Consider the following 23,849-nt stretch of genomic DNA (forward strand, 5'->3'; position numbering starts at 1 on the left):
GATGTTCTAGACCTTCTTACCATTGGGCGTCCCAACGTGATAAAGATCGGTGCGACGATCGTTGTAATTTTGCACGGTGCCTTGTTCGCGATGTCGCCGCAGGAGTTCCAAATCGACATCGTGGATCACCACGGTTTCGATATTTGGATTGGCCTCTGCAGCGATCCCGTCGCGAGCGAACATCACGTCGTTGGGCGTCAAGATCGCGGACTGGGCATAGTGAATGTCGGCGTTCTCGACGAACGGAAGGTTTCCGGTACATCCAGCAATCGCGACATAGAAATGGTTTTCGATGCAGCGTGCTTGGGAACACGTGCGAACCCGCAGGTAACCGTGCCGCGTGTCGGTGTTGTAAGGAACGAACAAGATCTGTGCGCCCTGGTCCGCAGCAATACGCGACAGTTCGGGAAACTCGCTGTCGTAACAAACCTGGATGGCGATCTTGCCGCAATCGGTGTCAAACACTTTCACTTCATCGCCACCGGCAACGCCCCACCATTTACGTTCGCTGGGGGTGATGTGCAGTTTGTATTGACGTTCGATCGTTCCATCGCGGCGGAATAGGTACGCGATGTTGTACAGAGCGTCGTTTTCAATCGAAAAGTGCGATCCGCCAATGATATTGCAGTTGAACGACACCGCCATCTCGGTGAACAGTTCCAACACCTGCGGCGTGAATTCCGCGAGCGCCCGAGCAGCACTGCCTGGACGCTGGGGCGGCATGAACGAGAGCAACTGAGTCGTGAAGAGTTCCGGGAACAACAGGAAGTCACAATTGTAGTCGCCCGCCACGTCGACAAAGTAGCGAGTTTGTTTGGCAAACTCTTCGAAGTTTGCGACCGTCCGCATTTGATACTGCACCGCACCGATTCGGACCGGTTGAACGCTGCGGCGGAACTTGCGAGGTGCTTTCTTGGAGATGTCGAGGTTCTTCCATTCCAAGAAAGTCGCATAGCCACAGCTTTCGATGTCCGATGGAAGGTAGTCTGGGATCAGACCTTGCAGAGCGAATCCGTTGGCGATTTGGGCCGTCAACACTTGGTCGTACAACGCCTTGCTGATCACGCGGTCGATGTAGTCGTGTGGCTTGAGGGTTTCAGCATGACGGTGATAGCCGGGCAAGCGACCGCCGATGATGATTCGGCGAACACCGTGGATACGACAGTATTCCTTGCGGGCGTTGTATAGCCGCCGGGACAACCGCATGCCTCGATAGTCGGGATCGACCATCATCTCGATCCCGTACATCGTGTCGCCACCAGGCCGGTGATTTCGAATGAACCCCGAGTCAGCGGTTTTTTTCCAGTCGTGCCATTCAAGGTCGTCGTCGTAATCGAGCAATAGACTGCTCGACGATGCCACGATTTCGCCATCGACCTCAACGACCTGTTGGCCTTCGGGGAAGATTCTCAGTTGCGACTCGATTTGCTCTCTCGTCCAGGGCGGCATGCCTGGGAAGCACTTTTGTTGAAGTGCAAAGACCGCGTCGAAATCCTCCAACGTCATCTGTCGGACGCGAAGCTTGGTTTCGAACTCACTCAAATCAATCGGGAGCTGCGGCGGTTGTGGCATTGAGGTCTTTGCAGGAACGGTTTTTTAAGGAAAGGAATGCGGTTGCGGCGGCGATCGCCAGGATTGGATTAGCCGGTGCTCGCATTCGTGGGTTACTCCAGTAGAACGTATGGACTCCACTTAGAGTGATCACCAAGGCAATCGCCGGCCAAGCGATTATCATTCGTCGCCAATATCGCAGTGACAAGGCCCGGCGATGACGAAACAGACCAATAAGAATCAGTGTGTCGACGATGACATAAAAGCACCCGACAGCGACAATTGACGCCGTCGAACGGCCCGGGGTGGCGTGCGGGAACGGTTGCCAAAGTCGAGAAAGTCGAACCCAGCAAGAAAGGACGAACTCGTCCGGTCGATTCTGGATCGTCGATTTGGCAAGCTCGTAGGCCGCAGCATCGTCAGCGACCTCGTTGGCATGCGGTTTTCGCTTGGCATAGTCCACAAAGAAGGCTTCCGCGTCCCAGGCAGGTGTGTTCCAAGGCCACGAGGACGGGCGGTCACGCAGGTAGTCGTAAAAGGAATCGTTGTTTCCCAATAACAGTGTGTAGCCGCCGTGCGAAGTTGCCCAAATTGGATGCCCGATGGCACTCAGGTTTCGAAGCGTCCAAGCCCCCACCACGCTTGCGAAGACCAAGGAGGCAATAACCAATGAAGCGCCTCGCCGAACGCGGCAAGCCGGTCCAACCCATATGACGGCCGGGATCAACAATGCCGCCCATACCAAGAACGTGGGACGGCACAGAAAGGCAAGTCCCAAGAGCAAACCTAGGATGCCGGATGTCTGTAGGTGCGATGTGGCCGAAGTTTGGCATTTTGCTTTGGATTGATCACGGCTGTAGTATCGGTTCACCCACCACCAACAGGCGGCCATCGTCAGTGCGGTGGCCAGGGTCTCGGTCATCACCAGCGTGGATTGCCACAACAAGATTGGATCGAGTGTCACGAGGATCCCGGTTACCGCCGCGACACGATCGGAGAAAAGACGCCGGGCAATGTCAAAGGACATCCAAACGGTCAGGCAGCCTAATAGCCAATGCAGGATGGCAACGGATTGGTTCGTTAGTTCTCCCAGCGGATTAACTTGTAGCGACAGTAGCCATGGATAGAGCGGCGGCCGGAACGCTGTCGGATTGGCACCGTCGTCGCCCACTGGCAAGCCTAGCACGTCGGTGCGGGCAAGCGTCGTCGCAATCACACGGTACGCATCGGGATCGTCGCTCAATCCATCCAAGCGAGCGACAAGCACTCCTCCGCGAACGACCATCGCGAACAGTACGATCGCGATGGGTAACAAGAACGAAGAACGCCGATTCATAGCCTGCTTCAAGCGACGGGCGGATGGACGCGAGAATGTCTCCCGCAGGAACCCTAGCTTGGCTCGTAAGCCAAGTTGGGTGACAGCCAACGTTCGACCTTGCTGAGTTCCCAGCCTTTGCGAGCAGCGTAGGCTTGGACTTGATCTTTGGTGATTCGGTCGACCGTGAAGTACCGCGCCTCAGGATGGGCAAAGTACAAACCGCTGACGCTGGACCCCGGCGTCATCGCAAAGCTCTCGGTCAATTCCACACCGGTATTCTTTTCGGCTTCCAGTAGGTCAAACAGCGTGCGTTTTTCCGTGTGATCGGGACACGCTGGGTAACCTGCGGCTGGCCGAATGCCTCGGTACTCTTCGGCGATCAGCTCTTCCGTCGAAAGACCTTCGGTTTTACCAAAGCCCCATTCTTGGCGAGCCTTTTGGTGCAGCAGTTCAGCAAACGCTTCGGCCAAACGGTCGGCTACGGCCGACACCATGATCGACTTGTAGTCGTCTAGCTCCTTCTTGTACGCCATCGATAACGCTTCGGCGCCGATACCACCGGTGACCGCGAAGCCGCCGATGTAATCTTCGCGACCCGAATCGACTGGGGCGATGTAGTCGGCCAACGAACGATAGTCTTTTTGTCCCTTGCGTTCCCATTGTTGACGCAGGAAGTGGAACCGGGTGAGTTCCTTCGACCGCGACTCGTCGGTGTAGAGGATCACGTCGTCACCGTCGCTAGCGGCCGGCCAAAAACCATAGACCGCGTTTGCCTTCAAAGTGCCATTGGCGATGACTTCGTCCAGGACGGCATTGGCATCTTCAAAGAGCTCTTTGGCTTGCTCGCCGACAACCGGATCCTTCAGAATCTTGGGGTACTTCCCTTTCAATTCCCATGTGCTGAAGAACGGCGACCAGTCGATATAGGGTCGAATTTCAGCCAGCGGGAAATCGATCAACGTTTGCACGCCGGTGAACGACGGTTTATCGATTTGGACGCTTTGCCAATCGGTCGCGAACTTGTTCGCCAACGCGTCAGCATAAGGAACCAGTTTTTGCTGGCGATCGCGATAGCTGGCGGCCAGCTTTTCGTGCTTGTCATTGTTTTCGGCAATGAACGTATCTCGATCCTCGCCGATCAATTTCTCAACGACGTTCACGCTTCGGCTGGCATCGAGCACGTGAATGATCGGCCCATCGTAGGCAGGCACCACTCGGACCGCGGTGTGTTTCGCGCTGGTCGTGGCACCGCCAATCAACAACGGCATGGTCATCTTCTTGCGTTTCATCTCACGCGCCACATGGACCATTTCGTCCAAGCTTGGCGTGATCAGTCCGCTCAAACCAATCATGTCGACGTTGTGTTTTTCGGCTTCTTCCAAAATCGTTTCGCTGGTAACCATCACGCCCAGGTCGATGACCTTGTAGTTGTTGCACTGCAGTACAACACCGACGATGTTCTTGCCGATATCGTGAACGTCACCCTTCACGGTTGCAATTAAGAACGTGCCGCGAGCGTCATCCGATTCGACGCCAGCGAGCCGTTTTTCTTCTTCCATGAACGGTTCAAGGTACGCCACCGCTTTTTTCATCACGCGGGCGCTTTTTACGACTTGGGGCAAGAACATCTTGCCTTCGCCGAACAGGTCGCCCACCACGCTCATGCCGTCCATCAGCGGGCCTTCGATTACTTGCAAGCAACGATCGTAGTGTTGGCGAGCCTCTTCGGTATCTTCGACGATGTACTTATCGATGCCTTTGATCAAGGCATGTTTCATCCGCTCGATGACGGGAGCTTCCCGCCACGTTAGGTCTTCGCCGGCTTTCTTTTTGCCGTCGCCTTTGACTGTTTCGGCAAATTCAAGCATGCGGTCGGTGGCGTCGTCGCGACGATTCAGCAACACGTCTTCGACATGCTCAAGCAAATCTTTGGGTACTTCTTCGTAGACTTCCAGTTGCCCCGCGTTGACGATCCCCATGTCCAAGCCGGCTCGAACGGCGTGATACAAGAACGCCGCGTGGATCGCTTCACGAACGCGGTCGTTACCGCGGAAGCTGAAGCTGATGTTACTAACACCACCGCTGGTTTTCGCACCGGGGCATTCTTCTTTAATCCGGCGAACAGCATTGATGAAGTCAACCGCGTAGTTGTTGTGCTCTTCCATCCCGGTCGCGACGGTCAAGATGTTCGGGTCGAAGATGATGTCTTCAGGCGGGAAGTTGATTTCGCTAACAAGCAAGTCATAGGCCCGCTTGCAGATGCGAACCTTGTTGTCTTCGTCAGCGGCTTGTCCTTCTTCGTCAAACGCCATCACGACCGCGGCGGCTCCGTACTGGCGCACCAGCCGGGCTCGTCGCAAGAATTCTTCTTCGCCGTCTTTCAGCGAAATGGAATTAACGATCGCTTTGCCTTGCACGTTACGAAGGCCCGCTTCGAGCACCTCCCACTTACTGCTGTCGATCATGATCGGCACCGCCGCTACGACATCGTCCCCGGAGATCAATCGCAGGAAGCGAGTCATCGCTTCGGCGCCGTCGAGCAGCGCGTCATCGAAGTTAACGTCGATGATCGTGGCCCCGTTTTGAACCTGTTCACGTGCGATCTCAACGGCCTCGTCGAATTGCTCGTTACGGATCAGTCGCGCAAACTTCTTACTGCCCATCACGTTGGTTCGTTCGCCGACCATGGTGAACGGGATCTCGGGACGCATCACCATCGGCAATTGGCCGGATAGTCGCGTGTAGACAGGGCCTACTTCTTCTTGCTTGGGTTTGCAATTCTTGACGCGTTCGGCCATCGCCGCGATGTGCGGCGGAGTCGTGCCACAACAACCGCCTAGAATGTTCACCCAACCATTGTCCGCGTATTCACCGACAATCTCGGCCATCGGCTTAGGATCGAGGTCAAAGGCACCCATTTCATTAGGCAAGCCTGCGTTCGGGTGACAGCTAATCGGCAGCCCGGTGGCCTTGGACATTTCTTCCACGTGCGGACGCATCACGTCTGGGCCGAGGGCGCAGTTCATCCCGACCGATAGTACGGGGAAGTGTGACAACGCGGTCACAAAGGCTTCGACGCTTTGGCCACTGACGAACGTTCGTCCGCCTTTGTCGAATGTGCCGCTGACCATAACTGGAACCCGTCGTCCACCTTCGTCAAAGTAACGCTGGATGGCAAACAGACAGGACTTCAGGTTCAGGGTGTCGATGGCCGTTTCAGGAAGCAAAATGTCCACGCCCGCCTCGCAAAGCGATTTAACTTGAGCGTAGTAGCTATCCGAAAGTGCTTCGAAGGTGGTCGCTCGGAATGCCGCGTCGTCGACCTTGGTGCTGATTGCAAGCTGCATCGTCGTTGGCCCGATGGACCCGGCAACAAAACGAGGCTTGTCAGGCGTCTTTTCTGTCCAAATGTCGGCCGCCTTGCGAGCACATTTGACTGCCGCGATGTTGATTTCCTCGACCAATTCCAGCGGCAACCCGAACTCAACCATTCCGATGGGCGACGCACCGAAGGAGTTCGTTTCGACGATATCGCTGCCAGCTTCGTAATAGGCGGCGTGAATATCGGTGATCTTGTCGGGATGGGTCAGACACAAAATGTCTGAAAAGTTCTTCAGATCCTTGTCGTGATCGGCGAACCGATCCCCGCGCACATCGGCCTCTTCCAGTTTGAGCCGCTGGATCATCGTCCCCATCGCTCCGTCGAGCATGAGAATGCGTTCGCGGATCAATTCGGCAAGTTGCTGATCGGGAGCGGAGGATTTAAGCATTTCGCGGCAAGTTGGGTCAGGGTTTCGTGAAAATCACGGAGCGTTGAGTCGATTGTTCTGAGGAGTTATCTTCGTCGCCCGTCAACTGATGAACAACCCGACCGCCCATTTTCGCAGGTAATACTTTGCTGATCGACGCACACCACCATCTATGGCAGTACGATCCAGAACAATACGGTTGGATCAACGACGAAATGGCCGTATTGAAGCAAGATTTCGGTGCCCCTGAGCTTGGCCAGATTTCCAGCGAAAACGGTGTCGATCAGTTCGTTTCAGTCCAGGCCCGGCAAACGGTTCAGGAAACGCGAGATCTATTGGCGATTGCCGCTAGCGAATCCAAAGTCGCCGGTGTTGTCGGATGGGTTCCCTTGGCCAGTCCGGATGTGGAAGCCTCGCTTGACGAGTTCACGGACAACCCGAAGCTCAAGGGGGTTCGCCACGTTGTCCAGGACGAGCCAGACGACCGCTTCCTAGACGGTGCCGATTTCAATGCGGGTGTCGCGAAGTTGGCCGGGCGAGGCTTGGTCTACGACGTCCTGATTTTCCCTCGGCAACTTCCCGCAGCGATCGACTTCGTGGACCGGCATGCCGGAATCCCAATGGTGCTCGACCACATCGCCAAGCCAGCGATCGCTCGGGATAGTTTTGATGAAGGTTGGAAGAAAGACTTCGTTGAGCTGGCCAAGCGGGACAACCTAACTTGCAAATTGTCCGGTATTGCTACCGAAGTACGCGATGCGGATTGGGATATCGAGACGATGCGCCCCTATTTCGATATCGCCATGGAGGCGTTTGGACCGTCGCGGATGATGTTCGCCAGCGACTGGCCCGTATGCCTGCTCGCGACTGAATATTCACGCTGGCTGAGCGTTGTGCAGGAACTGATGGAACCCTTTAGCGATTCCGAAAAGGAAGCCTTCTTCAGCGGCACCGCCATCAAAGCTTACGACTTGAAAGTCTAAGCGGTCGAGGAGGTCATAATCCATCAGGATCCGGGCCGTATCGTGGGGCTTCACGCCGGGCAGCTCGATTCAGTCGCCGTTCTTAAAGACCCGATCTGGTGTCCTAGCAAGTAGCCGGTGCAGCTAGATCAAATCTAGGATGCGTCGCATTTCGGCGACGGCTTCGGTCATGCCGACCATCACGGCGCGGCTGACAATGCTATGCCCGATGTTCAGTTCGGCCATGCCTTCGATGGCGGCGATGGGGCGAACGTTGGCGTAGGTCAGGCCGTGACCGGCGTGCAGTCGCATGCCAGCGTCAATGATTTGTTTGCCCACGGTGGTTAAACGTTCCAGTTCGGCGTCGACCTGATGACGATCGGCAACGGCGTACGGGCCGGTGTGCAGTTCAACAGCGTCGACGCCCAAGGCTGCGGCAGCTTCGATTTGTTCGGGTTCAGGGTCTAGGAACAGGCTGGTTTGAATTCCGGCATCGCGAATTTTGGAAACTGCTTTGGCGATTCGGCCTTGATCGCCCGCCAAATCCAGGCCGCCTTCGGTGGTGACTTCTTCGCGACTTTCAGGCACAAGCAAAGCCCAGTCAGGCTTCAACCGGCAACAGATCACAAGCACTTCGTCAGCGCAGGCCAACTCGAAATTGGTTTTGACGGTGACCGTTTGCATGAACACTTCAACATCGCGGTCTTGGATGTGTCGGCGGTCTTCACGCAAATGAAACGTGATTCCATCGGCGCCACCGTGCTGCGCCATCGCGGCCGCGATAACGGGGTCCGGTTCGTTGGTGCGACGGGCTTGGCGGATGGTGGCGACGTGATCGACATTGACACCAAGATCGATGTGTCGGAGTGATGAATTGGCCATGAAGGTGCTTGTTACTTCGTCAGGATGGATGCGAACCAATCAAGTTCGTGAGCGATATCGCGGGCCATCGCTTGCGGCCGAGTCATGTCATCGCTGATCGCGAGGTCGCCCTGGCGAAGCGAGTCGGGGAACACCGACCATGCGTACGTTTCGACTTCCCAGTGGCCGGTGAACTGCAGCGGTTTTGGTCCGCTGGCTTTCGATGACTCTTTGCGAGCGGTCAATTCACGCACGGCGTCAACGGTTTGCTTGATTTGATGATGAGTGGTTTCCAGATGGCCGAACCGTTCCAAGAAGATCGGTACGTGGAAATGGACAAGCCACTTTCGGTCGTCCGCAGGAATGTTTTCCAGTAGTTCGGGAAGATCTTCAGCCAGCTCAAAGGAGCCATCGCTTTTCACGCGTCCGGTTTGATGCAGATAGCGATCTTCGGCGAGGTTTCGCAGTTGGCCGATCGCGGCTTCGCGGTCCGTCGCCAGGATGTCTTGCCAGTCCGCCACAATTGCGCTGCTGACCTGAACTTTGCCTAGCACAATGCCGGCGTTGGCATATCGTTCGAGAACCTCCCGTTGGTCTTCCATCATGACGGCGGCGTGACAGATATCGTGGCAAACGCCGATGTAGCGTCGGTGCGTCGGGTCGGGAAGTTGTTGGTTGAACCACTCAACAACTTCTTGGGATCGCTGCAACAGACAGCCAGGCTCGGGTTCGATCGCAATGACAATGCGTTTACCAGTACGGTCTTCCAGCATCCGCATGTCTTCGGCAAGCCGGCGAAAATTGGTGCCGGCGTGATGTTGTTCTTCTTCGTTGATGTCACGATAGACGGGTTCGCCATCGGTGGGTTCCGCACTTTCGTCGATCTGTTTAGGCCACCCCAAAGGGAGCGTGCTGATCGTTCCCAGGTTCACGTCCTCGGGAAGCAGTTCGGCGAGGATTTTGGCGAGGTCCCGCGTGTAGGTTAGCCGTTCGTCTTGCCACCAAGTGGGTTGGTAAACCTCGTGTTTGACACGCTCTTGATGGAAGTTTTCGTAAGGGAATCCGTTGACGGTGAACGGCAGAAACTTGTGCTTGGCAATCGTGTCGATCAGCGGCTGCATGCCGTGGCGGCGAAGTTGCACCGATGCGGCGTGGGAGATCCAAAGGCCGATTGGAAGAGCCTCTTTCGAGCCCGCACGGCGTTTGGCGACCTCAGCCGATACAGCCCGAAGGTTTTCGCAAATCTGGTCAACTTCCACGCCCGGATGGATATTGGTGCAATATCCAAGCGTCCACGTCGATGCGTCGGCACCAGCCTGGATTGCGGACGAAGGGTCGGATCGTTTAACAGGTGGCATCGGTGTGAGCGATTGGCAAATGAGGGGGAAACACGGCACGACGCGAAGACGCGGCACCCGGTAAAGACTAAACTTTAAGCCCCGTTTTGTCGCCCCGGCAGGCCGGGACGAGACAGGCTCGAGTCTCATCAACGCCCAACCTACCAAGAATCCATGGCTCATTTGAACGCAGAAATTATCTCGATTGGTGACGAAATGATTCGGGGTGCCCGCTTGGACACCAACACCCAGTGGCTGGGGCGACGATTGGCTGAAATTGGCGTTGATGTCCAGTTTCACACCACCGTCGGTGACACGCTTTCGCATAATACCGACGTGTTTCGAATCGCAATGCGTCGCGCCGACATTGTCTTAACCACAGGTGGGCTGGGGCCAACCCGAGACGATTTGACACGGGAAGCTTTGGCCGAGGCACTGGGGCGACCGCTGACTCTCAATACGGACTCGCTAAAGCACATCGAGGATCTGTTTTCCAAAATGGGCCGTCCGATGCCCGAACGAAACGAAGTTCAAGCGATGTTCCCAATCGGTGCCTCGCCAATCCATAACCCGCAGGGCACCGCGCCCGGGATCGATGTCGTTGCGACGCGTGAGGATGGAACCGAGTCTCGTGTTTTCGCTTTGCCAGGTGTCCCAGCAGAAATGAAAACGATGTTCGATGAATCGGTCGTGCCTGCGATCTTAGAACGCAGCATCAAGAAGCAGTTCATCCGGCATCTGGTGATGAAGTTCTTTGGCATTGGCGAGAGCGACATGGAACAGCGACTTGGCGACATGATCGCTCGAGACCGCGAACCACGAGTCGGCATCACCGTCAGTTCCGCAACCATCTCGCTTCGTATTAGTGCGTTGGCAGGATCGGTCGAGGAATGTGAGAAGATGATCGCAAGCACCCGCGAGGAGATCCTGCAGCGTGTAGGCGATTTGTACTACGGCGATGGCGAGTCTTATGAACAACAGCATGCGGTGGACGAAACGCTTCGTCAGATGAAACAGCGACTCGCCGTAGTGGAGTTGGGCCGCGCCGCTCCGTTGGGCCATTGGTTCGCCGGGCTGGGGGATAGTCCTGCGTTCGCTGGCGGATTGTCGCTAGGGACTCTTGCCGACTTATGTCGGTTGACCGATGTCGAAGCGTCTGGTGACCTAACCGAGAAAGGCGATCAAGCCAAGACAATCACGAAGTGCTTTGACGTAATTGAGCAGCGTTTTGAGGCCGATTGGATTTTGATGGTCGGTGACTACCCCGCCCTGCAAGGCGACGATGATCGAAGGCAGGCTCCCGAAGAGGTGATCTTTACGGTTCGCGGTCCAGGTGGTCGGCTTCATCAACAATCTAAACGCCTTGGTGGTCATCCAAGTATTGTGCATCCGCGAATTGCCAAAGCAGCGTTGATGTTCTTGCGAGGATGTTTAGCGGAAGCGGTACCTGTTTAGAACATCTGGCACACTCAGAATCCCAGGCAAAGAATCGATGCTAGCGGACGAGGCAACGGGGCCTCACGCACAGACCGAGTCAATCCAACGTAGGAAGAACGAGTCGGCACCTAAGTGAGCCAGCGCGGCACTTTCCAGATGGGAACTTGTCGCTTCATTTCAGCGATAAACTCGTCCATGCATCGAATGGCTGCTTCGCGACGTCGTGACGCTACTTGCAACACAAACGAACATTCACCGGCGGCAACAAAGTCGAAGCTGTGTTCGATATCCATCGCGAGTACTCCGTGTTGCTCGCACTGTTGAAGTGCCAAACGCTGTAGTTCTCGCGATGTCATCGGCTCGTAGACTTGGTACTGAAGTCCTTCGATGGAATCCTCCGCTTGGAAGCCTTGGTCCGTCGGATCCTCCGTTTGCGGTTTCTCCGTTGAGCGGACCACTCCTCGAAAAGTCACCACAGCACCGGCATTTTCGATGGACGCCGGTGGGAAAGCGTGGGGCGAGTCGATTGGCCCTTTTGTTAATCGGATTTGGATGTCCATTTGCGTTTCACCCACCACTGATCAAACCGACCAGTGCGACTTCGGCACCTGAATCAATTGGTGTGGTATCGTCGACAAACTCGTGATCGACGGCCAAACGACTGACGCTTAGTGAAGGTTTGAGAGACGGATACTGCCGGGCAATCTGAGCCAACAAATCGCTCGCCGAAATCGGCAAGGAGACGCAATCGATTGGAATCTGATCCAAACCGACGGTTTGAGATTGAGGACCAAAGACCAGAACCGTGAGCCGGTTGCTCGAATCAATTTCGGGGGCTGACTCAGGCATCAGGAATCTCTTTGGGGGCGAAGTCGCGTGCGCCGAAGCTACCGCGCCATCCGAATTCGGCACAAGCTATCGTCATTGGTGATGTACAACCAATTCTCTTGGTCGTCGAATGTGCAGTTGCTGGTGCGGCCCTCGGTAAGGATTCGTCCGATCAGCTTACCGTCCGGCTCAATCACGTAGATCCCGCCTGGACCACTGGCAAATATCGTCCCGGACGAATGCACCGCCAATCCATCAGGAAGGCCTGGGTACTCGTCCATGAACTTCGTAGCGTTGAAGAGCTCGTTGAGCGATCCGGGCTGTCCATCTTTGCCGATCGCCATCGAGAACAAGGCCGGACGGTTTGAGTCGCTTTGGCAGATGTAGAGTGTTTTCTGGTCAGGCGACAAACCGATGCCGTTGGGGCGAGTGAGTTCATGAGTCAGCAAAGTGACATCGCCGGAAGGGGAACGCCGGTAGACGCCGAAGTGCTCCAATTCCCGAGTTTCGTCGTTTTCACGTTCAGGTAGACCGTACGGTGGATCGGTGAAATAAAGGTTGCCTTGGGTGTCAAAAACAAGATCGTTTGGGCTGTTCAGCCGCTTGCCTTCATAGGAATCGATCAGTGTGCGTTTGCCTCCGCGAGGTATCAATACCGAGATGCGACGGTCGCCATGTTCGCAAAGACAAAGTCGACCCTGAGTATCGAGCGTCAAGCCGTTGCTGCCGGGCTCTAGCCCGTAGTAGCGAATGCCGGTGTAACCACTGGGTTGCATGAACACTGCGATCCCTTGGTTTGGTGTCCAGCGAAAGATGGTGTTGCGAGGGATGTCCGAGAACAGCAGAGATCCTTCGGTGCTATCGCAGCCATCAACTTGGGCTTCGCCCGCTTTGGCGGACCCTGGAACCCACACCGGGCCTTCGCACCAAGTGAAGCCGGTCGCGATCACTTCAATCGATGCATCTTTGGCGAGCCATTGGTGCAATGAATCATCCAAGAATTCAACCCGGCCCTTGGTTGGGTATCCGGGATCATCTTGCGAAAACCCTTGATGTGCTGGCGTGGCAAACGCAAGCCAAGCAACGACGGTGGTGAGTATCCAATGACGCATCGTGAATCAAACTCTTAGAAGAACGGGACGGTTAGGGCTGATAGCGGATATCGCCACGACGCAGTCGGGCTTCCCACTTTTTGATGTCCGCGCGACGTGTGTTGGCGTTCTCTTGGTCGGCGCGGTAACCCAGGTCATCACCCACGATTGCCTTTAAGTTTTCGATCGCTAACACACGCACGGGCATGGAAGCGGAATCGAGATACGCGACCAGTTTTTCATCACCGCCATTGGCCAATTCTTCTTGGGTGTAGCCGACGAGCAACTTAAACAACGCATCGCTGTCAGCCAATTCAGCTCGCTTGATCGCGTTTTGAATCGTGGCCGCGGTGGCCGCACTGGAGGCCATTTGTTGGCGTAGCATTTGGAAGTGCTCCGTCCAGAACAGTCGTTGCCGAGGACGACTGAGGATGCCGTCTTTACCGAAGTAGACATCGGCGCGGCCAAGTAGCAGCAATGTTTCGCCGGCCAACGCGGCCACTTCAACACGTCGGAACTCCATCGCTTCACGAAGCGATTTTTCCAATGGGTCGTCATCAATGAAGTTCAGCAGGCCCGATCGGGCGGACTCCACTTTCAGATTGTTTTCGTCGACGGCATCCACCCAACTTGGAAGGATGTCGACCTTCGTAATCGCGATCGGTTGGTCGCCACGTCCTTGCCACTGGTTACCGGTTTCTAACGTGGTGGAAGCTTCGTCGATGGTGGAGTCGTCGCCGCTGGATAACGAAGACTGAATCGTTGCTTGTCCTTGGACTGCGATAACACGGTAGATCGGTCGTCGGTTGTTTGGTTGAAGAGGATCGATGCCTGTTGGGCGAAAGTGAACCAGTTCGATGGCTAAAACCGTTTGGGCGTCGGGCATCACAATCTTCAATAGTCGTGGACCCAGTTGCAACATGGTGGTGACCGCCGGTTGAGTCGATGCGATCAGCAAACGGCCATCGATCACTTCGGTCAACATCGAGCCCAGTTGGTCTCGTGATAGCTTCGCTTGGGTGGGCCCTGCGAGGGTCCATTCCAATCCATCCGGGTTAGTTAAAACGGATCGATACAATGCCGGTGCGATAATGCTTTGTCCGGACACAATCGCCAGTTGCTTGTTCGCCGCAGGTGCAGCGACCGGTGGCTTTTCTGCGCCCTCATCATTTGCATCAGCGGTCTGCAATCGTGACCAACCGTTCGGGCCAAGCACCAAGACCAAGGATTCCTTGTTGGTCAGTTGAGCGACAATGGACTTGCGATCGGCAACCGGAGCTTTCGCCGGTTCGGTTGGTTCTTCCGCTGCAGTGTCTGGCGTCGTTTCATCCGGTGTCGTTTCGTCGGACTCCGGCGGTGTGGGGGACGCAGGCATCTCGGCATCGCCAACACTGGGGCCCGGATCGGTGCTGGATGCGGGATCGGGAGTCATCGCCTCGTTGGCAGGGTCGTTTGGAAGACTGGGGGACTCGTCGGGAAGGTTTGCAGCGTCGGGGGAATCGCTGGTCATGGCACTTTCACCGGCCGACGAACTTTCCGTGGAAGGATTTCCACTGGGAGTGCTTTCGCCCGGAACGGGTGTCGCGTTGGGCTCGATTGGGTTGGCGTCGGAAACACCGTCCTCAGTCATGCTTGCATCGGGCATGGTAGCGGCGTCGGAAGCTTCCGCGTTGTCGACCGATTCAGTGTCGTCGCCAATCGCTGTGGGTTCGTCGGTGACGGCTTCGCTATCGGTGTTGGCAGCCGAATCAACTGCCGTCGAATCGGAATCGGTCGCAGGTTCTTCGACCACGATGGCTGTCGAGCCGTTATCAATTTCATCCAGAGCGACGGCACCGACTTGCCGAGAGTTGCGTTTCGATAGCGGAGCAAAGATTTGGCCCAGTGCGTAAAGCACGACTCCAGCCATCGCCAGCGTGACCAACCACGGTGCGATTCGTGACGGGCGAATGTTGCCGCCGTAGCTGCCTTTGCGTTCGAGCATCGCCCGAGTCGTTTTGGCCACGATTTGCGCTTCGCTTTGGGATTCCCCATCGCCAATATCCGCTCCCTGCCGCAATCGGGCTGGCGCGTCGGTGACACCGGAATCGTCCGGGCCGACAGGACGAACCACTGTCGGTTGACTGTCAATTTCATTCATACCCGGCAGGCCGGAATGGGCGGGAATGCCGGTGTCGATTGACTCCAGGCCTAACGCTTCGGTGGGTGCGTCGCTGTTGGAAAAGTCGAGTGACGAAAATGATTCTTCACTAGGTGCCTCGGCGACCGTTTCGCCTGTAGCCAACGATGTCGTGGCGGGCTTGCTGGCTCGCACATCGGCTGCAGGTTGATTTTGGCGTTCCATCGTCTGCAACGCCTCACTGAGCGGCAGATCGTAGATTCGTTGCCGCAAAGCATCGTTGACCTGAGCCGGTTGGCCCAGCACAACGGTCAGAATTTGGTGGCAGGCAGCGGCTTCGGCCAGTGAAATGTCCGATTCCATGCACAAACGCTCGATTTCGGCAATTTGCTCCGGTGCCAGCGTGCTGTCGAGATACTCGCTCATCACGTTCGCATTCTCGAGCGGGCCGATCGCGTCGGGGTCGAGAACGCCAATCTGCCGATGATCGACGCTGTTGCGGATGCGGGCGATGAGTTCGGTCGCCAACCCACTTTCCTCGATCTTGGCCTGCAAAATCTGGGTGTCCTCCTCTTCGAGCATATCGTCGAGATAGGCCAAGAGGGTTCGCAGGGTTAGACGCATCGGAGATCTTTTGTGGCGAGGCTTGGGCGGGTGAATCCATGGATCCAAGACGTTGACTACTAGTACTAGTGACGCCACGGGCTCGGTTTCGTGCAAGAAAACCAAAAAAAACGCCCCGCTTGCCGTTCAGCTCCCCACCGGCCCCTCGTCACCCGTCTTGGCTGGCGTCATGATGTCGGGTTCAATTTAGCGCCCGCCATTTTGAGGCCCACCGAGTTTGGGCCATTTGGGCCCCGTTTCCGCTTTCTTTCCGTGCTTTCTGATGGCCGCGACCTACAAAGACGCCGGAGTCGATCTCGACGTTTACGCTGAATCCATGAGCCGCTTGCCGCGACACATGCACCGCACTTTCAGCCCCCGAGTCATGCGCAGCGACGGGGGGTTTGCTGGACTCTTTAAGCTCGATTTCGGCGGCAAGCTGTTCGCCCGTAACTACGAAGACCCCGTCCTGGTTAGCGGTACCGATGGCGTTGGCACAAAGCTCGTGCTCGCCCAATCGCTGAACCTGCACGATACCGTTGGGATCGACTTGGTGGCGATGTGCGTCAACGATCTGATTTGCACCGGTGCCGAGCCGTTGTTCTTCCTGGATTACGTTGCGATGGGACGCGACGATCCAGCTCGTTTGGAACGCATCGTGTCAGGAATCAGCGACGGGTGCGTTGAAGGCGACATGGCGTTACTGGGTGGTGAAACCGCCATCATGCCAGACATGTACGGTACCGATGACTATGACCTGGCTGGATTCGCTGTCGGTGTCGTCGAGCGGAAACGGTTAATCGATGGCAAACAGATTGCGGAAGGCGATGTGGTGCTGGGGCTATCCGCTTCAGGCGTTCACAGCAACGGATTCTCGCTGCTGCGAAAAGTCGTCAAAGATGCCGGTCTGACCTGGGAAGATCGTCCCGAAGACCTGTCGCCACAATGTGGTGACGCTACCTTGGGCGAAATTTGCTTAACACCAACCCGGATCTATGTCTCTGCCATTCGGTCGATCCAGTCGCACTACCGCGTCAAGCAAGTCTTGCATGGCGTTGCCCACATCACGGGCGGCGGTATCCAAGAAAACCTGGATCGCATTTTGCCAAAGAATGTCGATGCGGTGATTGACCCTAAGTCTTGGGCGCCCAATCCGATCTTCGGTTGGTTGACTGAGCGAGGCGGTGTGGAAGAGTCCGAGATGCGTCGCGTCTTCAACATGGGCATCGGCATGGCTTTGGTAGTCAACGACTACTACGCTGCCAACATCACTGCCCAAATGGAATCACTCGGCATCGACTGCCACCGGATTGGTCACATCACCAGCGGCACTGGCAAGGTGGTTTACGCCTAGACCTGGTTGCTTGCTAACGCGTCTTTCGCACTGGATTTCCGATTGACCGTCGTGGATGAGGTTACGAGTCCTGCCTCTATGCGTTAACGCAAAACGGACTCGTCGCCTCAATGACCACCTGTCTTTGGCAAAACGGACTCGTTGCCTCGTCCACTTCTTGCTCGACGGTCTGCGTTTGGTGTTATTTAGGTATAGATGTAGCGTTGTTTGAACCAACGCATTCCCCACAGCATCGCACCGAGTAACGCCAGCATGATCGCGCTGAACCAGATCAGCGTTTCACCCATGATGGCGATCGTGATCCGAAAACTTTCGTTGTAAACGCGATCCCAATACAAAACGGTCAGTACCGTGCCAGCGCACAGGTACGGACCAAATGGAGTTTGATGGTCACGGGTGATGATGTAACGCACCAGCACGATGACAATCGCTGCGAGGGGTGCCAAGAAGAAGGCGATGATCGACCCTTGCCAACCAATGAAGCTGCCGACCATTGCCATTAGCGTCACGTCGCCGAATCCCATCGCTTCCATCTGCATCGCCCAGCTACCGACCAGTCGCACGGCCCAGATGATGCCGCCGCCTACGGCCAAGCCTAGCAACGATGACAGCATTCCCAGCCAGTGTGTGTTGCCTATTTGGTGCACGGCGATTACCCCGATCACGCCCGCCAACCAGATAGCGGCCAACAGCTTCCAACTCGGATGACGAGTCAAACGAGCCAGGAAATACTCGGCCGCTTTCACCCAGCCATGACGCAGGATTACACGTCGATCCGCCAAGGCGAAACACCAAGCCGACCAGATGAAAAGCCCGATCATCAGCCCTTTGCCGGTCATCCACCAAGGAGGCAACCCGAGCGGATGCTGGAAGGTGACCGGGCCAACTCCATCGGGAAGCTGACCAGGGAGGAACACGTACGGCGTAATCGACGCGATCACGATCGCAAAAATCGTCCCAGGGATGGTGATGACATCGGGAATCGTTCGCTCGTCAAAGTCAATGAACGTGGCGGCTGTCATTAAGGCCAATAAGATGGCATGGAAGAAGAACACCAACGCCATCCAAGGTCGGCACGCCGCAATGGTTGCTGGGTTGGTTAAGTCCGGTAACAGGTGACCGGTTAGCCAGGCTTCGTGCATCCACAAGAATGCAAACACCAGCGACAATTCAATCAATAGCGGGCGAATCCAAAAACCGCGTCCGAACAGTTCGGATTCTCGGCGTAAACGCAGCCACCCGAGCACGGGCACTCGATCGAGAAAGCTACGCGGCGGAAGGCTTGCGGCAATCTTCTGGTGATCTTCATCGAGTGGCCAACCGTCGATCTTCACCCAGGGCGAAATCGGCCGTGGTTCCCAGCACAGGGTCGTGATCACAAAGTTGGCGATCGCTCCGGCGACCAAGCCAAACACAACCAGCAATGTCGTGCTGACTGATGCGGGAAGGTTCAACCAAGCTTGGACGGGAGCGTCAAGAATTCCGAGCATGCATGCGACCGTGAACGAGACAGGAAACGGGCGTTAAGCCTAACGGTTCGCCCACAATCTCGCCATGATCCTGAAAGACCTGACCGTAATCGTGAAAGAGGTTGAACTTCGATGTACGCTGTGCATCGTTACCCATCGCCGTTCTTGACTTGAAAAGATTGCCATGTCGATCCGTTTGAACCGTCGTCAGTTCACCCGTGCCTGTGGACTTGGGACGCTAGCCACCGGGACGTTTGCCGCACCACTGGCGTTTCGTCCAGCGTCGGCATTGGCGGGCACCGCATCGGGATCAATCGCCGCGCCGCCCATCTCGCTGAATACCAGCACGCTTCGGGGGCATCAGCTTTCCGTTCCCGAGCAAATTCGCGTGGTCGCCGATGCGGGATACGACGGCATCGAACCGTGGATCCGCGATCTCCGCCAGTTCGTCACGGAGGGTGGCAAAACCATCGATTTGAAGAAGCAACTCGATGACGCTGGTTTGCAAATGTCCGGTGCGATCGGGTTCGCCAAATGGATCGTCGAGGACCCACAACAACGGGCCGCCGGGTTGGAAGAAGCCCGCCGTGACATGGCTTTGGTTCGCGAACTGGGCGGCGTTCAAATGGCGGCGCCCCCGATTGGGGCTCATAATGCCGCTGCGATTGGCGAGAACGCGGTGCTGGATCTCGACACAATCGCCTCCCGCTACCGAGACCTATTAGACGTCGGCAAACAAATGGGTGTTACGCCGCTGCTAGAACTTTGGGGCTTCTCACCAACGCTTAGCCGATTGGGTGAGTTGGCGTATGTCAGCACCGCCGCCGAGCATCCTGATGCCGCTGTGCTTCCTGACTTCTACCACATCTACAAAGGCGGAAACGATATGTCGGCACTCGGCATGATTGAAGCCTCACGGATGCCGTTGTTTCATATCAACGACTACCCTGCTGAGCCATCGGTTACTGAAATAGCCGACCGCGACCGTGTCTTCCCCGGTGATGGCGTGTGTCCTTTGGTGGAAACCATCGCGATGCTACTTCGCAATGGCTTCGCCGGCACGTTCTCGCTGGAACTTTTCAATCCTGAATACTGGAAGCGACCCGCCAATGATGTCGCCCGGGAAGGTTATCAAAAGTCAAAACGCGTGATCGATCAAGCAGTCGCCCAAGCGAATCAGTAGCGTGCCGCTTATCGCTTTCGTTTCGATTCCCAATAGCCAGCGTATTCCATCACCGTGACCCGACCGTCGCCGTCGGCATCCGCAGCGGCCGGTGACAACAGCATCGATTTCCACTCCGCTTCGGTGAGTGCACCGTCTTGATCCTTGTCGTGCCGCAAGATGATATTTCGAGCGTAAGCGATCATCTTTTCGCTAGGTTCGATCGGTCCATCGTCAGCGGCAGAATCTTCCATCGGACGTGGTTGGCTGGTTTCGGGGCGAACGCCCGTCGGTGAACTGCTGGCGATCAAGCCACGGTTTGCGCCCGCTTGAGACTCCGCCGCCGTGATGACGCCATCCCCGTTTTGGTCCCAACCATAAAACTCTGCGATTCGTGCATCGGTCCATTCCGAGGTGTATTCACTCATCGAAACTTGTCCGTCCGCGTTGAGATCACGTTCGTTGAAAAATCGAGGTAGGCCTTCGGCCGATGGAGCCGCATAGACACGGTAAGACCGTCGTCCCTCAAAATCTTCCAGGACGGGTTCGTCCGATTCGCTGTCTCGACGACGTCGACCATCGTCACGGTCTCTGCTTTCGGACGCTCGCTGAGTTTCTTCGCGGTTGCGGCGTACCGATTGGCGAACGGCTAATTCGTCGGCTGACAACTTGCGGTCGTTATTTCGATCGAAGTCCATTGGGTTACCCCAAAACGGGCCCCGCTTCAGTTCGTCGGCATCGATGTGACCGTCGCGGTTGCGATCGTATCGCTTCAACGCCTCTCGGGCTTTCTCGCGGTCTTCTTCTTCCACCGGAACGAGCGAGATCTCACCGGCAGGCCCGAATCCTGGTACGCCCGTGACGGGTTCATCGATCCCAAATCCTGGGACCAACAGTTCCAGCATGTCCGACTCGTCATCGTTACTGGAACGGTCATCGTCGCGGCCCCGATCCCGGTCTCCGCCTCGATCACGGCCGCCGCCTTCACTGCGCATTTTGTCGAAAGCTTCGGTCATCCGCGACAGCGAGATGGATTGCCCGGCCTTGATTTTGGGGTCAATCGACTCCATTCGCTTGATCATGTAGCTGGCCGGTCCCTGTTGCTCGTCGGGATCGATTTTGCCGTTGCCGTTACGATCCAGCCGTGTCAAGAAACTGGAAGCATCCATGCCTCCGCCTGGACCTCCGCCACCAGGGCCTCCCCGCCCTCGACCGCCACGGTCTCCCCCGCGATCACCACCTCGGTCGCCGCCACGATCACCACCGCGATCTCCACGGTCTCCACCGCGGTCACGATCGCCTCCTCGGTCTCCGCCACGATCACCACCGCCTCGCTGGGCCATCGTTGTCGATGTGGCGGTCGCGGTGAATGCACCAATCGCTAGTAGTAGCAGGGTTTTTGAAAGATTCATTTTCTGAGCCGTTGGGAAATTCAGGTCGTCTGTCTTGTAAAACACCGCAAAGTCCCGCCGGTTTCGTTTCCGTGTGGTTGCTGAGACCCCATCTTAGTCAGGTATCCAGGTTTCGCCTCTTTACGTCCTTTCCTGGCTTGTTTTCGCTGTCTATTTAGCCCACTTTTCCAGTGCCAGTGAGTGCTTTTGCGTGTTCAGTCGAGGTTTTGACCGGTCAGCCTGAGTAATTCCGCTGGGCAACTTCGGCCATATCGAGGGTCAACTTGACCGGTGAACTGAAATTGAGGCCCAACCGAGCTTTAACCGATCACCTACAAATGGTTATCCTTCTCTCTTAAAGCCTCAACTTCTGTATTTTTCCTTCCCGATTTTGCCCTTCTTGCCATGTCTACCGCTTCGGTTCCCAGTGTTGACGTTCGCCTTCCCGACGGCTCCACACAAAGCCACCCTGCCGACGCGACCCCGATGGACGTGGCAAAGGGCATCAGCGAAGGCTTGGCCCGCTCCGTCGTCGCGGCAGAAGTGGACGAGAAAATCGTCGATTCGTTTCGTCCCCTGAGCGAGCTCGCTGACGACGAAGGCACCGTTGCACTCAAATTGCTAACCACCCGCGATGTGGCCGCACTCGATGTGCTCCGGCACTCCGCCGCACACGTGATGGCGCGAGCCGTCATGCGACTTTACAAGGGCGTTTCGCTCGCATTCGGACCGACCACGTCCGGCGGCTTCTATTACGACTTTGATTTGCCGGAAAAGATCAGCGAAGACGATTTCCCTAAGATCGAAGCTGAAATTAAGAAGATCATCAAAGACAAGGAGCCGTTTGAGCGGTTCATCCTTGAGCGAGATGAAGCACGCAAATTATGCGATGACCTCGACCAAGATCTGAAAGTCGAACACATCGACACCGGTTTGGGGGATCAGGCCAGCGTCAGCTTTTATCGCCAAGGCGAATTCGTCGATCTTTGCCGGGGGCCGCACATTCCTCACGCCGGAATGATTAAAGCAATCAAGATGCTTTCGGTAGCCGGAGCTTATTGGAAGGGCGATGCGTCGGGACGGCAGTTGCAGCGACTTTATGGAACCGCGTTCTTTGACAAAAAAGAGCTCGCCGCCTACCTCGAGCAACTCGAAGAGGCCAAACGCCGCGACCACCGTGTGCTCGGCAAACAGCACGGCTTGTTTTCAATTAACCCCGACGTCGGCCCAGGTCTTTGTTTGTGGTTGCCCAAGGGAGCCCGTGTGCGAGTGACGCTGGAAGATTTCTTGCGAAAGGAATTGCTTTCACGTGGCTACGATCCTGTTTACAGCCCGCACATCGGTCGCGTCGAACTGTACGAGACCAGTGGCCACTTTCCGTACTATCGCGATAGCCAGTTCGCACCGTTGTTCGGGACTGAAGTGGGTGGGTTGCTTGATGCCTGGAGCACGCGTTTGCAAGCCGGATCGCTTTCCAGCGACGATGAAGACAAGCTGATGGCTGCGGCCGAAGTCTTCGGCGTCAAACTACCCGACTACAAACCATCCGCTGCACCTGAAAAGAAACAGGAAGTTTTGCACACCTGGCAGGTCAACAACGAGCGATATTTGCTCAAGCCGATGAACTGCCCGCATCACTGCCAGATCTTTGCTGCACAGCCGCGATCTTATCGCCAGCTTCCGCTGCGACTGTTCGAATTCGGCACCGTTTATCGCCACGAGCAAACCGGTGAGCTCAACGGCATGATGCGGGTGCGTGGACTGACCCAAGACGACGCGCACATTTTCTGCACCGCCGAACAGGTCGAAGAAGAATTCCGCGCAACGATCGAACTGACCAAGTTTGTCTTGGAGTCGGTTGGCTTGGATGACTACCGCGTTCAGCTATCGCTGCGTGACCCGGATAGCAGCAAATATGTCGGCAGCGAAGAGAACTGGGATCACGCCGAAGGTGCGCTTCGCGGGGTGCTACAACAGTCCGGTTTGAATTTCAACGAAGAGCCCGGTGAAGCAGCATTCTACGGCCCGAAGGCTGACTTCATGGTGCGTGATTGCATCGGTCGCTCGTGGCAGCTCGGCACCGTTCAGCTTGACTACAACCTGCCGCAACGGTTCAAGCTGAATTACAAAGGTGCCGATAATTCGACGCATCAACCAGTGATGATTCACCGTGCCCCGTTCGGATCGCTTGAACGATTTACGGGAATGTTGATTGAACACTTCGCCGGTGCGTTCCCAATGTGGTTGTCACCTGAACAAATCCGCGTTTTGCCCCTGAGTGATAAAACGCAGGAATACGCTTTCACCGTTGCCAAGCAATTGGAAGATGCCGGCTTGAAGGTATCGGTCGATGCTAGCGATGGAAAAGTGCAAGCTAAGATTCGCAACGCGCAATTGGACTTGGTCAACTACATGGCGGTTGTGGGACCCAAGGAGGCCGAAGCCGGCCACTTGGCTCTGCGAGACCGTATTGATGGCGACCTGGGGTCGATGCCGGTCGCCGAAGCGATCGCTAAGCTCAAAGAAGAAATTGCCACTCGCAAGGTCCGGCAAGCGGTCAAGATGGAAAACGTTTCCGTCGCCGAATCCGGCGAAACCTCTCACGAGTATTAGGCCG

The 23,849-nt window shown here is 56.2% G+C and carries 16 protein-coding genes; 5 read left to right on the forward strand and 11 right to left on the reverse strand.

Translation table 11 applies throughout. The features are described from left to right. Nucleotides 1-6: 6 nt before the first annotated feature. Genes ACR3ZL_RS01495 through metH form a run of 3 tightly spaced genes read right to left on the reverse strand, consistent with a single transcriptional unit; the run spans nucleotide 7 to nucleotide 6,639 of the window. On the reverse strand, nucleotides 7-1,572 hold the full coding sequence (locus ACR3ZL_RS01495) for a GNAT family N-acetyltransferase (protein WP_473649652.1): 1,566 nt from the start codon (nucleotides 1,570-1,572) through the stop codon (nucleotides 7-9). Beyond that, the gene (locus tag ACR3ZL_RS01500; RefSeq protein ID WP_473649651.1) at nucleotides 1,544-2,977 is read right to left on the reverse strand and encodes an ArnT family glycosyltransferase; all 1,434 of its coding nucleotides are present in this window, start codon (nucleotides 2,975-2,977) and stop codon (nucleotides 1,544-1,546) included. Before ACR3ZL_RS01500 ends, ACR3ZL_RS01495 begins: the two co-directional genes overlap by 29 nt. Next, the gene (gene metH / locus ACR3ZL_RS01505; protein WP_486173160.1) at nucleotides 2,941-6,639 is read right to left on the reverse strand and encodes a methionine synthase; all 3,699 of its coding nucleotides are present in this window, start codon (nucleotides 6,637-6,639) and stop codon (nucleotides 2,941-2,943) included. Before metH ends, ACR3ZL_RS01500 begins: the two co-directional genes overlap by 37 nt. A gap of 125 nt (nucleotides 6,640-6,764) precedes the next feature. On the opposite strand from metH, the gene ACR3ZL_RS01510 reads away from it, so the two are divergent. Then, complete coding sequence (locus ACR3ZL_RS01510; protein ID WP_473649649.1) at nucleotides 6,765-7,601, forward strand: amidohydrolase family protein; 837 nt, start codon at nucleotides 6,765-6,767, stop codon at nucleotides 7,599-7,601. 123 nt (nucleotides 7,602-7,724) lie between these two features. Here the strand turns inward: ACR3ZL_RS01510 and ACR3ZL_RS01515 are convergent, their stop codons facing one another. Next, nucleotides 7,725-8,462: a pyridoxine 5'-phosphate synthase gene (locus tag ACR3ZL_RS01515; protein WP_473649648.1), complete on the reverse strand. Its 738-nt coding sequence runs from the start codon at nucleotides 8,460-8,462 to the stop codon at nucleotides 7,725-7,727. 11 nt (nucleotides 8,463-8,473) lie between these two features. Further along, the gene (gene eboE / locus ACR3ZL_RS01520) at nucleotides 8,474-9,799 is read right to left on the reverse strand and encodes a metabolite traffic protein EboE (protein ID WP_486173161.1); all 1,326 of its coding nucleotides are present in this window, start codon (nucleotides 9,797-9,799) and stop codon (nucleotides 8,474-8,476) included. A 153-nt stretch (nucleotides 9,800-9,952) separates the two neighbouring features. On the opposite strand from eboE, the gene ACR3ZL_RS01525 reads away from it, so the two are divergent. Continuing rightward, nucleotides 9,953-11,233, forward strand: coding sequence for a competence/damage-inducible protein A (locus ACR3ZL_RS01525; RefSeq protein ID WP_473649646.1), 1,281 nt, complete (start codon nucleotides 9,953-9,955; stop codon nucleotides 11,231-11,233). Nucleotides 11,234-11,343: 110 nt separating this feature from the next. Here the strand turns inward: ACR3ZL_RS01525 and ACR3ZL_RS01530 are convergent, their stop codons facing one another. Genes ACR3ZL_RS01530 through ACR3ZL_RS01545 form a run of 4 tightly spaced genes read right to left on the reverse strand, consistent with a single transcriptional unit; the run spans nucleotide 11,344 to nucleotide 15,877 of the window. Next, nucleotides 11,344-11,775, reverse strand: a complete 432-nt coding sequence (locus tag ACR3ZL_RS01530) for a molybdenum cofactor biosynthesis protein MoaE (RefSeq protein ID WP_473649645.1) — start codon at nucleotides 11,773-11,775, stop codon at nucleotides 11,344-11,346. A 7-nt stretch (nucleotides 11,776-11,782) separates the two neighbouring features. Continuing rightward, on the reverse strand, nucleotides 11,783-12,064 hold the full coding sequence (locus ACR3ZL_RS01535) for a MoaD/ThiS family protein (protein WP_473649644.1): 282 nt from the start codon (nucleotides 12,062-12,064) through the stop codon (nucleotides 11,783-11,785). A gap of 38 nt (nucleotides 12,065-12,102) precedes the next feature. Continuing rightward, the gene (locus tag ACR3ZL_RS01540) at nucleotides 12,103-13,155 is read right to left on the reverse strand and encodes an SMP-30/gluconolactonase/LRE family protein (protein WP_486173162.1); all 1,053 of its coding nucleotides are present in this window, start codon (nucleotides 13,153-13,155) and stop codon (nucleotides 12,103-12,105) included. 31 nt (nucleotides 13,156-13,186) lie between these two features. Continuing rightward, nucleotides 13,187-15,877: a DUF5585 domain-containing protein gene (locus ACR3ZL_RS01545; protein ID WP_473649641.1), complete on the reverse strand. Its 2,691-nt coding sequence runs from the start codon at nucleotides 15,875-15,877 to the stop codon at nucleotides 13,187-13,189. 262 nt (nucleotides 15,878-16,139) lie between these two features. Between ACR3ZL_RS01545 and purM the strand changes: the two genes are divergently transcribed. Next, entirely contained in the window at nucleotides 16,140-17,210 is a 1,071-nt protein-coding gene (gene purM / locus ACR3ZL_RS01550; protein ID WP_473649640.1) for a phosphoribosylformylglycinamidine cyclo-ligase, read from the forward strand. A 185-nt stretch (nucleotides 17,211-17,395) separates the two neighbouring features. Here purM and ACR3ZL_RS01555 read toward each other — a convergent pair whose 3' ends face one another. Beyond that, on the reverse strand, nucleotides 17,396-18,700 hold the full coding sequence (locus tag ACR3ZL_RS01555) for a prepilin peptidase (RefSeq protein ID WP_473649639.1): 1,305 nt from the start codon (nucleotides 18,698-18,700) through the stop codon (nucleotides 17,396-17,398). 313 nt (nucleotides 18,701-19,013) lie between these two features. On the opposite strand from ACR3ZL_RS01555, the gene ACR3ZL_RS01560 reads away from it, so the two are divergent. Further along, nucleotides 19,014-19,862 carry a sugar phosphate isomerase/epimerase family protein gene (locus ACR3ZL_RS01560; protein WP_473653433.1) on the forward strand — a complete coding sequence of 283 codons (849 nt, stop codon included), beginning with the start codon at nucleotides 19,014-19,016 and terminating at the stop codon, nucleotides 19,860-19,862. Nucleotides 19,863-19,870: 8 nt separating this feature from the next. On the opposite strand, the gene ACR3ZL_RS01565 is transcribed toward ACR3ZL_RS01560, so the two are convergent. Continuing rightward, nucleotides 19,871-21,253 carry an EF-hand domain-containing protein gene (locus ACR3ZL_RS01565; RefSeq protein ID WP_473649638.1) on the reverse strand — a complete coding sequence of 461 codons (1,383 nt, stop codon included), beginning with the start codon at nucleotides 21,251-21,253 and terminating at the stop codon, nucleotides 19,871-19,873. 384 nt (nucleotides 21,254-21,637) lie between these two features. Between ACR3ZL_RS01565 and thrS the strand changes: the two genes are divergently transcribed. Then, nucleotides 21,638-23,845, forward strand: a complete 2,208-nt coding sequence (thrS, locus tag ACR3ZL_RS01570; protein ID WP_473649637.1) for a threonine--tRNA ligase — start codon at nucleotides 21,638-21,640, stop codon at nucleotides 23,843-23,845. Nucleotides 23,846-23,849: the final 4 nt, after the last annotated feature.

This window comes from Rhodopirellula sp. J20-39 (assembly GCF_057365095.1).